The organism is Pseudomonas sp. ASL8 (genome assembly GCF_056680355.1).
The window spans coordinates 2128483-2142596 of sequence record NZ_CM155278.1 but is presented as its reverse complement, the minus strand read 5'-3'; the positions used below and the strand labels follow the sequence as shown (position 1 = coordinate 2142596).

At 59.4% G+C, this 14114-nt stretch carries 12 protein-coding genes; 8 read left to right on the top strand and 4 right to left on the bottom strand.

Annotated elements, in window-relative coordinates:
* Nucleotides 1–31: 31 nt before the first annotated feature.
* Nucleotides 32–2455 carry a PAS domain-containing sensor histidine kinase gene (locus AC1MEA_RS09630; protein WP_480917586.1) on the bottom strand — a complete coding sequence of 808 codons (2424 nt, stop codon included), beginning with the start codon at nucleotides 2453–2455 and terminating at the stop codon, nucleotides 32–34.
* 121 nt (nucleotides 2456–2576) lie between these two features.
* Here AC1MEA_RS09630 and AC1MEA_RS09625 point away from each other — a divergent pair, with 121 nt between their 5' ends.
* Nucleotides 2577–3560: an alpha/beta hydrolase family protein gene (locus AC1MEA_RS09625; protein ID WP_480917584.1), complete on the top strand. Its 984-nt coding sequence runs from the start codon at nucleotides 2577–2579 to the stop codon at nucleotides 3558–3560.
* Nucleotides 3561–3584: 24 nt separating this feature from the next.
* Here the strand turns inward: AC1MEA_RS09625 and AC1MEA_RS09620 are convergent, their stop codons facing one another.
* From AC1MEA_RS09620 to AC1MEA_RS09610, 3 genes are read right to left on the bottom strand one after another with little or no spacing between them, the layout of a single operon-like run.
* Nucleotides 3585–4352, bottom strand: a complete 768-nt coding sequence (locus AC1MEA_RS09620) for a DnaJ domain-containing protein (protein ID WP_480917583.1) — start codon at nucleotides 4350–4352, stop codon at nucleotides 3585–3587.
* Nucleotides 4353–5036, bottom strand: coding sequence for an N-acetylmuramate alpha-1-phosphate uridylyltransferase MurU (gene murU / locus AC1MEA_RS09615; protein ID WP_480917581.1), 684 nt, complete (start codon nucleotides 5034–5036; stop codon nucleotides 4353–4355). It abuts the gene before it with no gap.
* A gap of 19 nt (nucleotides 5037–5055) precedes the next feature.
* Nucleotides 5056–6081: an aminoglycoside phosphotransferase family protein gene (locus AC1MEA_RS09610; RefSeq protein WP_480917579.1), complete on the bottom strand. Its 1026-nt coding sequence runs from the start codon at nucleotides 6079–6081 to the stop codon at nucleotides 5056–5058.
* A 128-nt stretch (nucleotides 6082–6209) separates the two neighbouring features.
* Here AC1MEA_RS09610 and AC1MEA_RS09605 point away from each other — a divergent pair, with 128 nt between their 5' ends.
* The 7 genes from AC1MEA_RS09605 (at nucleotide 6210) to glpE (ending at nucleotide 13888) form a co-directional block, all read left to right on the top strand.
* Nucleotides 6210–9008 (top strand): LPS-assembly protein LptD, encoded by a 2799-nt coding sequence (locus AC1MEA_RS09605; RefSeq protein ID WP_480917577.1) that lies wholly within the window; start codon nucleotides 6210–6212, stop codon nucleotides 9006–9008.
* The gene (surA, locus tag AC1MEA_RS09600; RefSeq protein WP_480917576.1) at nucleotides 8989–10329 is read left to right on the top strand and encodes a peptidylprolyl isomerase SurA; all 1341 of its coding nucleotides are present in this window, start codon (nucleotides 8989–8991) and stop codon (nucleotides 10327–10329) included. The genes AC1MEA_RS09605 and surA overlap by 20 nt, the downstream gene beginning before the upstream one ends.
* Nucleotides 10326–11315: a 4-hydroxythreonine-4-phosphate dehydrogenase PdxA gene (pdxA, locus tag AC1MEA_RS09595; RefSeq protein WP_480917575.1), complete on the top strand. Its 990-nt coding sequence runs from the start codon at nucleotides 10326–10328 to the stop codon at nucleotides 11313–11315. The genes surA and pdxA overlap by 4 nt, the downstream gene beginning before the upstream one ends.
* Nucleotides 11312–12118, top strand: a complete 807-nt coding sequence (gene rsmA / locus AC1MEA_RS09590) for a 16S rRNA (adenine(1518)-N(6)/adenine(1519)-N(6))-dimethyltransferase RsmA (RefSeq protein WP_219064366.1) — start codon at nucleotides 11312–11314, stop codon at nucleotides 12116–12118. The genes pdxA and rsmA overlap by 4 nt, the downstream gene beginning before the upstream one ends.
* A 142-nt stretch (nucleotides 12119–12260) precedes the next feature.
* Complete coding sequence (gene apaG / locus AC1MEA_RS09585) at nucleotides 12261–12641, top strand: Co2+/Mg2+ efflux protein ApaG (RefSeq protein WP_219064367.1); 381 nt, start codon at nucleotides 12261–12263, stop codon at nucleotides 12639–12641.
* Nucleotides 12641–13522 (top strand): symmetrical bis(5'-nucleosyl)-tetraphosphatase, encoded by an 882-nt coding sequence (locus tag AC1MEA_RS09580; RefSeq protein ID WP_480917574.1) that lies wholly within the window; start codon nucleotides 12641–12643, stop codon nucleotides 13520–13522. The genes apaG and AC1MEA_RS09580 overlap by 1 nt, the downstream gene beginning before the upstream one ends.
* A 36-nt stretch (nucleotides 13523–13558) precedes the next feature.
* Nucleotides 13559–13888 (top strand): thiosulfate sulfurtransferase GlpE, encoded by a 330-nt coding sequence (gene glpE / locus AC1MEA_RS09575; protein ID WP_219064369.1) that lies wholly within the window; start codon nucleotides 13559–13561, stop codon nucleotides 13886–13888.
* The last annotated feature ends 226 nt before the right edge of the window (nucleotides 13889–14114 follow it).

Sequence of the window (14114 nt, the reverse complement as noted above, 5' to 3'; positions counted from 1 at the left end):
TTTCACGCTCCTGCCCAGCAGTTTTCAATCATTAATCGGCAAGTGGAATGTACACACGCAAGGTTGTGCCTTCACCGGACTCACTGTCCAGCAGCAATCTGCCGCCCAGCATCAACACCCGCTCGCGCATGCCCACCAGACCGAACGAGGTCGGCCTGCCCTGCTCGGGCACAAAACCGCAGCCGTCGTCGGCGATGGTCATGCACAGCATGCCGTCATCCAGCGTCAGACTCAGCTCGACGGTATGCGCCTGGGCGTGACGCATCACGTTGGTCAGTGCTTCCTGAAGAATCCGAAACAAGCCGATGGCCTTGGCATCGCTGAGCATGGGCAGGTTATCGGGGACCTCTACCAGACACGGAATCTGGGTGCGCGCTTCAAAACGTCGGGCTTGCCATTCGATGGCCGACGCAATGCCGGCATCGAGAATCGGCGGGCGCAGCGCCGTGGCGACATCACGCACCAGTTGAAAGAGCTGTGAGATCAGGCGTTTCATGCTGTTCAGCCGCTCGTGCAAGCCTGGATCAAGGTCGGCGTAGGCCAGCTCGCACATCGACGTTTCCAGCTTGAGTACCGTCAGCATCTGCCCCAGCTCGTCATGCACCTCGCGGGCGATACGGGCCTTCTCTTCTTCACGCACACTTTCCAGGTGTGCCGACAGTTCGCGCAGTTGCTCGCGGGAACCGGCCAGTTCCAGTTCTATACGCTTGCTTTCACTGATGTCCCAGACGATCCCGTCCCAGACCACGCGGTCATCCTCCAGATGCCGGGCGATGGCCTTGATCTCCGCCCAGCGCTCCTCGCCATTGCGGGTCAGGATGCGCCCCTGCCATGACCAGTCGCTGTTGCCGTCCAGAGAGCGATCCTGAATGACGTGATAGCCCGCGCGATCATCCGGGTGCACCAGATTGCGCAGCCCCATCTCTTTGTGACGCAAGGTCGCGGGCGAATAGCCGACCAGGCTTTCACTGCCTTCACTGATATACGCGAACTCTGGCGCATCGCCGGCGTTCGCCCGCTCCAGACGAAACACCAGACCCGGCACGTTGGCCGCGATCCCTTGCAGACGCGCTTCACTTTCTTGCAGCGCGGCCAATGCTCTACGCCGATCAGTGACGTCGGTGAGGTAAACCACAAGGTACTCAGCATCGCGAAAGCGCAGAAAACTCAAGGACACGTCGGTGGGCAACATGCTGCCATTCGCACGGATACAGTTTGTCTCGAAACTTTGTGGGCTGTCCTCCGTGGAACGGGCGCGCCGCCACAGGTTCAACCAGCGGTCCATGTGCAGGCTTGGTTCGAAGTCGATTAGTGGCCGATCCACCACCCCGCCCACGCCGTACCCCAGCATGGCCTCGGCGGCGCGATTGGCATAGCGCACATGGCTGTCCCAATTGACCCAGAGAATGCCAACCGTGCTTTGATCGATAGAGAACTGCGTCAGCCGCAACGCCGCTTCACTGGCCTGGCGCAAAGCAATGTCTTCACGCGCAGCCAGCAGACTGTGTTCCAGTTCCTGTTGCTGACGACGCTGCCAGATCACAATCGCAAAGCAGGCCAGCCCCATCACCGCAAACAACAGACTGAGGTTTTGCCAGAAACCCGGCGACTCAGTCAGCCGTGGGTACTTGGGCTGCAACCAGCGTGCGTGCAGTTGCTCAAGGTCTCTGGCGGGGATCGCATGCAGCGCGGCACTGACGATGTCAGCCAGCTCTGGCAAGTTTTTTCGCGACGCCACGCGTAATAGCTGCGGCAAGCCGATGTCGCCCACCACCGCCAACTCGGCAAAATCCGGTTCGATGGACAAACGGCTGAGCTGCGCTTCATCAATCACGGCGTATTTGGCCTGCTGGCTCAACAACAACTGCAACGCCTGGCGCTCCAGAGGCACCCCTTGCAGATTGAGGTGCGTGTAAGTCCCGCGCAAATAATCAGCGACTGTACTGGGCATGCGCACGGCAACGCGGACGCTGCTGTCGAGCTTTTCCAGATCGACTGCACCCGCCCCTTGGCGCTCGCCGACCACCAGATTCGGCACGCGCATGTAAGGGTCGGAAAACAACCATAAACGCAAACCCGCAGGCGTTTGTGTCAGCCCCGGCGCCAGATCGACAGCCCCCTCGCCCAAGGCCTTCTCCAGCGCGGCCTGATCCGGAAAATTGCGCCAGAGCAGTTCGACCTGCAGGGTATTGGCCAGCGAGTTCATCAGGTCGACGTTGGCGCCCGACAATTGCTGCAGGCGCCGATCAAACTGTGCATAGGGCGCTTGCAGGACCAGGCCCACCCTTAACGGGCCGTGCTGGTCGAGCCAGGCCCGCTGCTCCACGCTCAACGTCGCGGCAGAGGATGCTGGCGCTGGCTCGGCCAACGCCACGAACGGCACGCCCACCAAAGGCAGAGCAATCAAGCCCCTCCATGCACAGGCAAGAACCCAAAATCGCAGTGATCGAATCATGAGCGTGTCATTCCGTGGCTTCCTGAATTGTGTCCCGCATTGCATTACTGCCCTGAGCGTGCCTGACAAATGCTGATCAACCCATTAGGCTGCCAGGATTGTTTCTGGCTTGGAATATCCGATGTCCTACACCTTTAGCGCAACGTTTCCCGCGTTATGCCTGTCGCTGATACTACCTTGTGCCATGCCGGTGATGGCCGCTGATCCAGCGTCAGACAAACCGGCAGCCGACGCAGTACCGGCAGAACGCCAACTGATTCTGGACCGCAGCCAGGAAGACACCCTCGCTCTCCAACGCCAACTGCCGCAGCAGGAGCAACAGGAATTGCAGGCCGACAGTGGTAGCTTCCTCGCCCTGTGGAAACCCGCCAACGTCGCTCAACCCAAGGGCGCAGTGATCATCATCCCGGGGGCAGGCGAGTCGGCGGACTGGCCGCAAGCGGTAGGCCCCCTGCGGCGCAGATTTCCCGACGTTGGTTGGGACAGCTTGAGCCTGACCCTGCCAGATGTGACCAGCGGCGGCAGCTTGCCACGCATTGAAGAAACGGCGGCTGTCGCAGATCAAACTGCAGCGGACAAGGACGCCAAAACCGGCGACGCCTCAAAAAAAGCCGACCCCGCGAGCACTGCCGAAGCCGACGCCGCTGACAACGTGGCGCGCGCAGCTGCCGCTGAAGAGCAAGCCAAGGCGGAGGCCGAGCGCATTTTCGCCCGCATCGAAAGCGCCATCGCCTACGCGCAACAGCAAAAAGCCCGCAGCATTGTATTGCTTGGGCATGGCAGCGGCGCATATTGGGCCGCCCGCTACTTGAGCGAGCGACCTTCGCCAAACATTCAGAAACTGGTCATGGTATCGGCGCAGGAGCCCTCCAACACCAAGCCAGCCCTGGATGAACTGGCGACAACGCTGAACGTAAAAACGGCTGACTTCGTCTACAAAGACTTGCCGCAATACCGCCAGGCGGCACTGCAACGCATGCAAGCGAGCAAACGCACGAAAAACAAAGGCTACACGCAGGTCGCGCTGACAGCGTTGCCGGGCGACAACGCCAACGAACAGGAGCAACTGTTCCGACGCGTTCGTGGCTGGCTGGAGGCCAAGTAATGTAAGCGCCCCCCACGCCTCAGATCAGCGAAAGTCCCGCCGCTCGCGAATCAGCGTATAGGCTTGATGCAGTTCGCGGGTTTTCTCGGTGGCTTCGCGCACCTGCAAGAGGTTGGCCCCTGTGCCCGCGACTTTATCCGGGTGGTGGCGGCTGAGCAGACGTCGATAAGCGCGCTTGATCTGCGCCGGCTCTGCGTCCGCTGTCACGCCCAGCAACTGCAGCGCCTCTTTATAATCATCGCCGCTACGGATCAGTGGCTTTTTGTGCGGATCGTACTCGCTGGCTAATGCCTCAACGTTTGGCGCTGACCACCCCAGCCATTTACCCCACAGCACAATCAACTCACGTTCAGCCCGTGACGCCTTGCCGTCGGCCCAGGCCATGCGCCAACACGCCCGCAGCAGCCCTTCGGCAGCATGCGGTTGAGTCTTCATGCGGCCCAGGTATCCGCGCAGTCGGTCGTGCCCTTCCTTGCCGCGATTGAAGGCCAGAATCGCTCGACGCTGAGCCGGCTCACTCAGGCCCAGTCGCCGCATTTCCACGCGTGCCTGCTGGATATGCCCATCAACCACTCGCCCATCGCTCTTGGCCAAACGGCCGAGCAGAATGAACAGCAACTCATCGTCACGCGGGACCTTGCGCCCACCCAGGCGCTGACGCAGATGCGCCCAGCTATGCAATTCCAGACGCCGATCAAGCGCCTGTCCGAGCAGCGCGCCCAGCAGCGCGCCCGGAATGCTGGCGATAGCAAAACCGGCGCCAGCGCCAATCAACGTGCCTGGCCACAGCATTTAGCGACTCACCGCAAGCAACTGCTCGACTTCAGCCAAGCGCTCATGGGTGCCGACATCGACCCAGCGCCCCGTGAAATGCTCGCCCGTGACCTGTCCGTGCGCCATGGCTTCGCGCAACAACGGCGCCAGCTTGAAGGCCCCCGCCACGCAACCGTCGAACAGGCGTGGATTGAGGATGGCCACGCCGCTGTAGGTCAGCCGCGGTGCGGTTTGGCTGGCAACCTCATGGCTATCCAGGACATGCCCATCCACCAGCGCAAAATCGCCTGCCGGGTGATGCGCAGGGTTATCGACCAACACCAAATGCGCCAGCCCTGGGATAGGCCGATGCAAACGGGTGAAATCGTAATCCGTCCAGATATCGCCGTTCACCACCAAAAACGACTCATCGCCCAACAGCGGCAGTGCACGGAATATCCCGCCACCGGTTTCCAGGGGCTCGCCTTCGGCGGAATAACGGATGCTCAAACCCAGGCGCTGCCCGTCACCGAGATAATCGACGATCTGCTGACCCAGCCAGGCATGGTTGATCACCACCTCTGTGAATCCCGCCGCGAGCAGCGCCCGCAGGTGATATTCGATCAGAGGCACATCGCCCGCACGCACCAGAGGCTTGGGCGTGTGCAGGGTCAAAGGGCGCATGCGCTCGCCTTTGCCTGCGGCGAGAATCATCGCCTTCATGCGCTTACTGCCTTCATCTTCATACAACAGCTCCAACAGGTTGACGCAGACTTGCCAATAACTCAGCCAGCTCAGCCAGCTCCGGGCGCCGCGCCAAGACGGTGTCTATATAGGCGAAGAAACGTGGCACGTCGGCCAGGTAGCGAGGCTTGCCATCACGGTGGCAAATACGCGCAAAAATACCGATCACTTTCAAATGTCGCTGCACGCCCATCAAATCACTGGCCCGCAGAAAATCTTCAAACTCCGCCTGCACCGGGATGCCCAGCTTGCCGGCAGCTTGCCAATAGGTCAGCAACCAGCCGCGCACACGCTCCTCGGGCCAGCTCAAGAATGCATCCTTGAACAGGCAGGTCACGTCATAGGTCACCGGCCCATACACCGCATCCTGAAAATCCAGCACGCCGGGGTTCGGCTCGCTGTGCATCAAGTTGCGCGGCATATAGTCGCGATGCACCAACACGCTGGGTTGCGCCAGCGCGCTGTCGATCAACAGATCGCTGACCCGCTGCCACATCCCCAGTTGCGCCTGGCTCATCTCGACGCCCAGATGGCGTCGTACATACCACTCGGGGAAGAGTTCCAGCTCGCGGCGCAACAGCGCGACGTCGTAGCTCGGCAACGGCGCGTCCATCGGCAACTGCTGATAGGCCAGCAACGCGTCGAACGCATCGGCGAACAGCGCATCGGCATTCTCGGCATTGATCACGTCGAGGTAGGTCTTGCGACCCAGGTCGTTGAGCAGAAGAAAGCCTCGCGTCAGGTCTTCGGCATAAATTTTCGGAACATTAATTCCTGATTTAGCTAATAAATGAGCGATATCCACGAAGGGTTTACAGTTTTCCTGGGGTGGAGGCGCGTCCATCACAATAAAAGTGCGGCCTTCGCCCTCCCAACGGAAATACCGCCGGAAACTGGCATCACTGCTGGCGGCGGTCAACGTGGCCGGGGGTACAGCGCCCCAGCCTTGAGCTGCGAACAGCGCAGGTAACTGATCATCGAGCCAAACTTTCAGGTGTTGCAGGCGTACATCTTGATCTGGCATTGCAAGGGTCTCCGACGGCGCTAGCCGTCAAGCGGGTCATGCTTTATTATCCGACATCTTTTTCAGCCCATCGAGAGGCGTGCGGCCCCCCGCCGGCAGATGGCACGCAGGAAGCCCGGACTAATAAGATGGCATTGAAATCCCCCGCGTTCCGTAAAAAATTTCCGTTGCTCGTAACCGGCAGTTTGCTGGCGATGCAACCTCTAGCCACTCAATTCGTGGTTGCCGCGGAACAGTATGACTGCTCAGTCTCTGCTTCGGGCACCTGGGATTGCGCGCCGAAAGCCAACGCTGCTCAACTGCCGCCGCGGCCCGTGCATAGCACGGACGCTGTCAGTTCGAATGGCCAGGGCCCTTCGGACAGCGGCTCCCGTGGCGGCGAAAAAGCCACCCCCACGCTGGTCACCGAAGCCAAAGGCCGAGGCCTGAAGTCGCGCAGTGCTGACTACAGCCACCTGGATTGGGTTCCGCGGGAGAAACTTACCCCGGCTCAATTGGCCGAAACAGGCCCCTATTGTTCAGGTGCCTACGTCGAGCCGATCCGTCCTGGCATGAATGACAAGACGAAGATGAGCGACGCGCCGATGTTCGTCGGTGCCAAGGCCTCTCGTTATCAGCAGGAAGAACAGGTCGCGACCCTGGCCGGTGACGTGGTATTGCGTCAAGGTGGCCTGCAGGTCGAGTCTGAAGAAGCCAGCCTTCATCAGACCGAAAACCGTGGCGAACTGAACGGCAATGTCCGTCTTCGCCAGAACGGCGCCCTGATCGTCGGTGACCACGCCGAGCTGCAACTCGATACCGGCGAAGCCAAAGTCGACAACGCCGAATACGTGATGCACAAGTCCAATATTCGCGGGAGCGCGCTGTACGCCAAGCGTGCCGAGAACGCGATCATTCGACTCAAGGACGGCACGTACACCACCTGTGAACCGAGCAGCAACGCATGGGAAATCAAGGGTAATAACATCACCTTGAACCCGGCCACCGGTTTCGGTACCGCGACCAACGCGACACTGCGGGTCAAAGACATACCGATCTTCTACACCCCGTACATCTATTTCCCGATCGATGATCGTCGCCAGTCTGGCTTCCTGCCGCCGTCTATCAGCAGCGACAGCAAGACCGGTCTGATGTTGGTCACGCCGTATTACTTCAACCTGGCACCTAACTACGATGCCACGTTGTACCCGCGCTTTATGGGCAAACGCGGTTTGTTGATGGAAGGTGAGTTCCGCTACCTGACCAAAACAAGCGAAGGCCAGTTCGGCGGCGCGTACCTCAACGATCAAGACAATGATCGCCAGCTGCAGACAGATTACAAAGACACACGCTGGATGATCAACTGGCAGCACAAGGGTGGTCTGGATTCGCGTCTGATGAGTCAAGTCGACTACACCGACATCAGCGACCCGTACTACTTCCAGGATTTGCAGACCGATCAGATCGGTATCAAGAAAACTGACTACATCAATCAGCAAGGTTCCCTGACCTGGCGCGGCGACGACTACACCGCACGGTTCAACATGCAGGCGTTCAAGCTGGCGACCGTTGCGGATATCACCCCGTACAATCGCCTGCCGCAACTCACCTTCAACGGTGCGCTGCCGTATCATCCGGGCGGGTTGAACTTCGCTTACGAGACCGAAGCTGTACGTTTTGACCGGAATCTGGAGACAGGTAATTTTGTCGACAAGGATGGCGGAACCAGTCCCCGCCTCGATACAAACGTGTCCGGCCTTGCTCGTGCCAACGGCGACCGCCTGAATCTTGCTCCGGCTGTCAGCCTGCCGATGAATTGGACGTATGGCTTTATCAAGCCGTCGCTCAAGTATGTGTACACCAAGTACGATCTGAGTCTTGATAGCCAAGGTAAAGACTATCTGTTGTCGAACGCGAACCTGACATCGCCTACCCAACAGACGTTCAACAGCTCGCAAGACCGTGCTGTGCCTATCGCCAGCATCGACAGCGGTCTGTACTTCGACAGAGACACCCAGTGGTTCGGCAAAAACTACCGCCAGACATTGGAACCGCGCCTGTTCTACCTCTACGTGCCGGATAAAGACCAGAACGACATCCCGGTTTTCGACACGAGTGAAACCACGTTCAACTATGCCTCGCTGTTCCGCGACAATCGTTTCGTGGGCTCCGACCGTATTGGTGACGAGAACAAACTGTCCCTGGGCATCACCAACCGCTGGATTGAAGACAATGGCTTCGAACGCCAACGCTTCAGCATCGGTCAAGCGATGTACTTCAAGGATCGCAAGGTTCAACTGCCAGGCATTGATTACCATACGCGTGCCGATGCTCTGGCCAACGTATCGCCTTATGCACTGGAATACGAATACCGCTTCAACCGCGACTGGCGCGCGACGTCCGATTTCAACTGGGATCCGGACAGCCGCAGCACCCGTTCTGGCAGCGCGATGATGCACTACCAGCCTGAAGACAACCCGGGCAAGATCATCAACGCCGGTTACCGCTACCGTAATGACCTGGTGCGTTACGACCAGACCACCGGTAAGTGGAGCGTTGGCGGTGGCGATTACGGCACCCCAGGCCAACCGGGCTACGTGAAGGATTACTACAAAATCCAGCAACACGACTTCTCGGTGATCTGGCCAATCGTGCCGCAATGGAGCGCGATCAGCCGCTGGCAGTTCGACTACAACCGCAACCGTACCCTCGAAGCCTTTGGTGGCTTTGAATATGACAACTGCTGCTGGAAGCTGCGTCTGATCAACCGCTACTGGATTGACTACGACGAGTTCAGCCAACAAGCGCCTCAGAACGAAAAAGGCGACCACGGCATTTTCTTACAAGTTGTGTTGAAGGGACTGGGCGGTGTTACTGGCGCCAAAGTTGAATCCTTCCTCGACAAAGGCATTCAGGGTTATCAAGAACGTGAAGACAAAGCTTTCTAACTGTCTGCGCCCGCTCCTGCTGGGCGCGCTACTCCTGGGCACCACAGCGCACGCTGCGGTGCAGCCCCTCGACAAGGTCGTGGCCATCGTCGATAACGACGTGATCATGCAAAGCCAGCTGGACCAGCGAGTCCGTGAGGTACAGCAGACCATCGCCAAGCGTGGCTCTGGTGTGCCGCCTGCGAGCGCTCTGGACCAGCAAGTGCTCGAGCGCCTGATTGTGGAGAATATCCAGCTGCAAATCGGTGATCGCTCCGGTATCCGGATCACCGATGAAGAGCTGAATCAGGCCATCGGCACCATTGCCCAGCGCAACAGCATGAGCCTGGATCAATTCCGCGCCGCGCTGGCTCATGACGGTTTGTCCTATAACGACGCTCGCGAACAGGTCCGCCGGGAAATGATCATCAGCCGGGTGCGTCAGCGCCGGGTTCAGGAGCGTATCCAGGTGTCGGAACAGGAAGTGAAGAACTTCCTCGCGTCTGATATGGGCAAGATGCAAATGTCCGAGGAATACCACCTGGCCAACATCCTGATCGCCACCCCCGACAGCGCGTCTTCGTCGGCGATCCAGGCGGCAGCCAGTGACGCCAAGGATGTTTACGATCAACTCAAGCGCGGCGCCGACTTCGGCCAGATGGCGATTGCCAAGTCCAAAAGCGAAAACGCGTTGGACGGCGGTGATATGGGCTGGCGTAAAGCCGCTCAGTTGCCACCACCGTTCGACAAGATGCTTGGCTCCATGCCAGTGGGCGATGTAACACCGCCTGCACGCACACCCGGTGGCTTCATTATCCTGAAGCTGCTGGAAAAACGCGGAGGCCAGGGTAAATCACTGATGCGCGATGAAGTGCACGTACGCCACATTCTGATCAAGCCGAGCGAAATCCGCAGCGAAGAGGAGACTCACCGTCTGGCCGAGCGCTTGTATGAGCGCATCAAGAACGGCGACGACTTTGGTGAGCTGGCGAAAAGCTTCTCCGAAGATCCGGGTTCGGCACTTAACGGTGGCGACCTGAACTGGGTCGATCCAAACTCCTTGGTACCGGAATTCCGCGAAGTCATGGCCAATACTCAAGCCGGCGAATTGTCCAAACCGTTCAAAACGCCTTACGGCTGGCATGTTCTGGAAGTCCTTGGCCGTCGCGCCACCGACAGCACCGATCAAGCCCGTGATCAGCAGGCTCTGACTGTGCTGCGCAACCGTAAATATGATGAAGAGCTGCAAACCTGGCTGCGTCAGATCCGCGACGAAGCCTACGTTGAAATCAAGCTCCCAGGCGCTGAGCAGACCGGCCAAGCTGGTCAGGCTGTGCAGTGAAGCCACTGCGCTTTGCTCTGACACCCGGCGAGCCGGCCGGTATAGGTCCCGACCTGTGCCTGCTGCTCGCCTCGCAACCTCAGCCGCACCCCCTGATTGCCATTACCAGCCGTGACCTGCTCCTCGAGCGGGCCACACTGCTGGGCGTGGCCGTCAATCTGTTGTCGGTGACCCCCGATGCCTGGCCAGACCTGCCCGCCCCGGCTGGCAGCCTGTACGTCTGGGACACGCCCTTGCAGGCGCCCGTGACCGCAGGCCAACTGGACAAAGCCAATGCTGCCTTTGTGCTGCAGACGCTGACCCGCGCTGGACAGGGCTGTATCGATGGCGACTTTGCCGGGATGATTACCGCGCCAGTACATAAGGGCGTCATCAACGAGTCAGGCATCGCCTTTTCAGGTCACACCGAATTCCTCGCCGAGCTGACGCACACCGAACAGGTCGTGATGATGCTCGCCACCGGCGACTTGCGTGTGGCACTGGTGACCACTCACCTGCCCCTGCGCCAAGTGGCCGATGCGATCACACCGGCGCGGCTGGAACGCGTCACGCGGATCCTGCACGCCGATCTGGTCAACAAGTTTGGCATTGCCCAGCCACGTATTCTGGTCTGCGGGCTTAACCCGCATGCCGGCGAAGGTGGACATCTGGGCCGCGAAGAAATCGACATCATTGAACCTACTCTGGAGCGCCTGCGCAGTGAGGGCCTCGACTTGCGCGGCCCACTGCCTGCCGACACTCTGTTTACCCCCAAATATCTGGAGCACTGCGATGCAGTGCTGGCGATGTACCACGACCAGGGCCTGCCCGTGCTGAAGTACAAAGGCTTCGGCGCCGCCGTCAACGTGACGCTGGGCTTGCCGATCATCCGCACATCAGTGGATCACGGCACCGCACTGGATCTGGCCGGCAGCGGCAAGATCGACACCGGCAGCCTGAAGGTCGCCCTGGAAACCGCCTACCAGATGGCCGAGACGCATTCATGACCGAGCAATTCCAACACCGGGCGCGCAAGCGCTTCGGGCAAAACTTCCTGCACGATGCAGGCGTGATCGATAAAATCCTGCGTGCCATCCGTGCCCGCCCGGAAGATCGCCTGCTGGAAATCGGCCCGGGCCAGGGCGCCCTGACCGAAGGCCTGCTCAACAGCGGTGCACAACTGGATGTGGTTGAGCTGGACAAAGACCTGATCCCGATCCTCATGCATCAGTTCGGCAACAAGCCCAACTTCCATCTGCATCAGGGCGACGCACTGAAGTTCGACTTCACCAGTCTGAACCCGGCGCCGAACAGCCTGAGAGTCGTCGGCAACCTGCCGTACAACATCTCTACGCCGCTGATCTTCCATCTGCTGCAGAACGCCAATCTGATCCGCGACATGCACTTCATGCTGCAAAAAGAAGTGGTCCAGCGTCTCGCCGCAGGCCCTGGCGGTGGTGATTATGGTCGCCTGTCGATCATGGTTCAGTACCACTGCCGCGTCGAACACCTGTTCAACGTCGGACCTGGCGCGTTCAATCCGCCGCCTAAAGTCGACTCGGCCATTGTCCGCCTGGTGCCACACGATGTGTTGCCGCACCCGGCCAAGGATCATCGCCTGCTCGAACGCGTCGTACGTGAAGCCTTCAATCAACGCCGCAAGACCCTGCGCAATACACTCAAGGCGTTGCTCAGCAGCGAAGAGATTACAGCTGCTGGCGTCGATGGCAGCCTGCGCCCCGAACAACTGGACCTTGCAGCCTTCGTCCGCCTGGCGGACAAACTGAGCGAGCAACCCATCGCAGAGTAAAGTGACTGGGTATCCAGGAGGTTAAAACGCCATTGCAGGCACACAGCCTGCAGAGGGTTGGTTTTTTACCTCCTAAATGCCCTAGACTGGATTTCACCGGTATTGTCCGCCTTTCTCCGCTTTTGCTTTCAAGGCCTCTTGCATGTCCGATCCCCGTTATCAGGTCGACGTCAGCGTCGTCACTCGCTTCCTCGTAGAACAGTCGCAACCCGAGCAGAACCGTTTCGCGTTCGCGTACACCGTCACGGTGCACAACAGTGGCGAGCTGCCCGCCAAACTGCTCTCCCGGCACTGGGTCATCACCGACGGTGACGGCCATGTCGAGGAAGTTCGGGGGGATGGCGTGGTTGGCCAACAACCCCTGATCAAAGCCGGGCAAAGCCATACCTACAGCAGCGGCACGGTCATGATGACGAAAGTCGGCAACATGCAAGGCAGTTATCAAATGCTGGCCGAAGACGGCAAGCGTTTCGATGCGGTCATTGCACCCTTTCGCCTGGCGGTGCCCGGGGCCCTGCACTGATGGCGGTGTATGCCGTCGGTGACGTGCAAGGCTGCCTGGAACCCCTGCAATGCCTCCTCGAACATGTCGCCTTCGACCCGAGTAAAGACCGCCTGTGGCTGGTGGGGGATCTGGTCAATCGCGGCCCGCAATCACTCGAAACCCTGCGCTTTCTGTACGGCATTCGCGACGCGCTGGTCTGCGTGCTGGGCAACCATGATCTGCACTTGCTCGCGGCTTCACGCAATATCGAGCGGCTCAGGAAAAACGACACCCTTCGCGAAGTGCTTGAAGCACCCGATTGCGGCGACCTGCTTGATTGGCTACGCCAGCAAAAGCTCATGCACTACGACGCCGAACGCAATATCGCCATGGTGCATGCCGGCATCCCACCCCAGTGGACGCTGAAAAAGGCGCTCAAATGCGCCAGCGAAGTCGAAGAAGCTCTGCGTGACGACAACCTGCTCGAGCCTTTTCTCGATGGCATGTACGGCAACGAACCTGCCAAGTGGGACAAAGACCTGCGCGGCGTGACGCGACTACGGATGATCACCAACTACTTCACACGCATGCGTTTCTGCACCAGCGACGGCAAGCTCGACCTCAAAGGCAAGGAAGGTGCAGACACCGCCCCGCCCGGTTATGCCCCATGGTTCAGTTACAAGGATCGTAAAACCAGTGACGTGAAGATTATCTTCGGCCATTGGGCAGCCCTTGAAGGCAAGTGCACCGAACCCAACGTGATTGCGCTCGACACGGGCTGTGTCTGGGGCAGCGCCATGACCTTGCTCAACGTTGACAGCGGCGAGCTGCACCGTTGCAATTGCGACAACAAGGGCCTGGCACGCGCCAACCCTGCTTCAATTGCAGGTGCCGGGTTACACACCACCAGCAAGCGTTAGAATCCACTTTCCAGCCAAACCCAAGGAGCCCAGTCCATGACCGAGTTCAAGCGCATCCCTCCCGCGCAAGCCCACTCCCTGCGCGAACAAGGCGCCGTATTGGTCGACGTACGCGACCCCCAGGCGTTTGACGCCCAACACATCCCCGGCTCGCAGCGCCTGGATAACCACTCCATCGCCGACTTTATCGCCAAGGCCGATCTGGACAAACCCTTGGTGGTCGTCTGCTATCACGGCAACTCCAGCCAAAGCGCCGCAGCCTATCTCGTGGGGCAGGGTTTTTCGGATGTTTACAGCCTGGATGGCGGTTTTGAGTTATGGCGCAGCACCTATCCCGACGAAACCGCGCAAAGCACCCCAGAATAATTTTTTTATATTGCCCGATCCCGCGCCCCGCGCGGGCTTGGGCCTCGAACTGACAGACGGTCAGACAGACTTATTGCTCATCCCTTCTTTCTCTTTCTGATTCCGAACTATCCTTAGCCGTAGGCCATCCAAATCAGGGGAGAGCCGGTACACCGGCGCGCGGGTCATCGGTAGTAACTTTATGGTGTTCTGGGGGGTAAACAGCAGCTGGATTTCAGCTGTATGC

Bases quoted from the DNA above. Each gene is read 5' to 3' on its own strand.
- glpE (WP_219064369.1), top strand. From the start codon at position 13,559: ATGACCGAGTTCAAGCGCATCCCTCCCGCGCAAGCCCACTCCCTGCGC.
- murU (WP_480917581.1), bottom strand. From the start codon at position 5,036: ATGAAGGCGATGATTCTCGCCGCAGGCAAAGGCGAGCGCATGCGCCCT.
- AC1MEA_RS09610 (WP_480917579.1), bottom strand. From the start codon at position 6,081: ATGCCAGATCAAGATGTACGCCTGCAACACCTGAAAGTTTGGCTCGAT.
- AC1MEA_RS09625 (WP_480917584.1), top strand. From the start codon at position 2,577: ATGTCCTACACCTTTAGCGCAACGTTTCCCGCGTTATGCCTGTCGCTG.
- rsmA (WP_219064366.1), top strand. From the start codon at position 11,312: ATGACCGAGCAATTCCAACACCGGGCGCGCAAGCGCTTCGGGCAAAAC.
- AC1MEA_RS09630 (WP_480917586.1), bottom strand. From the start codon at position 2,455: ATGATTCGATCACTGCGATTTTGGGTTCTTGCCTGTGCATGGAGGGGC.
- apaG (WP_219064367.1), top strand. From the start codon at position 12,261: ATGTCCGATCCCCGTTATCAGGTCGACGTCAGCGTCGTCACTCGCTTC.
- AC1MEA_RS09620 (WP_480917583.1), bottom strand. From the start codon at position 4,352: ATGCTGTGGCCAGGCACGTTGATTGGCGCTGGCGCCGGTTTTGCTATC.
- AC1MEA_RS09580 (WP_480917574.1), top strand. From the start codon at position 12,641: ATGGCGGTGTATGCCGTCGGTGACGTGCAAGGCTGCCTGGAACCCCTG.
- AC1MEA_RS09605 (WP_480917577.1), top strand. From the start codon at position 6,210: ATGGCATTGAAATCCCCCGCGTTCCGTAAAAAATTTCCGTTGCTCGTA.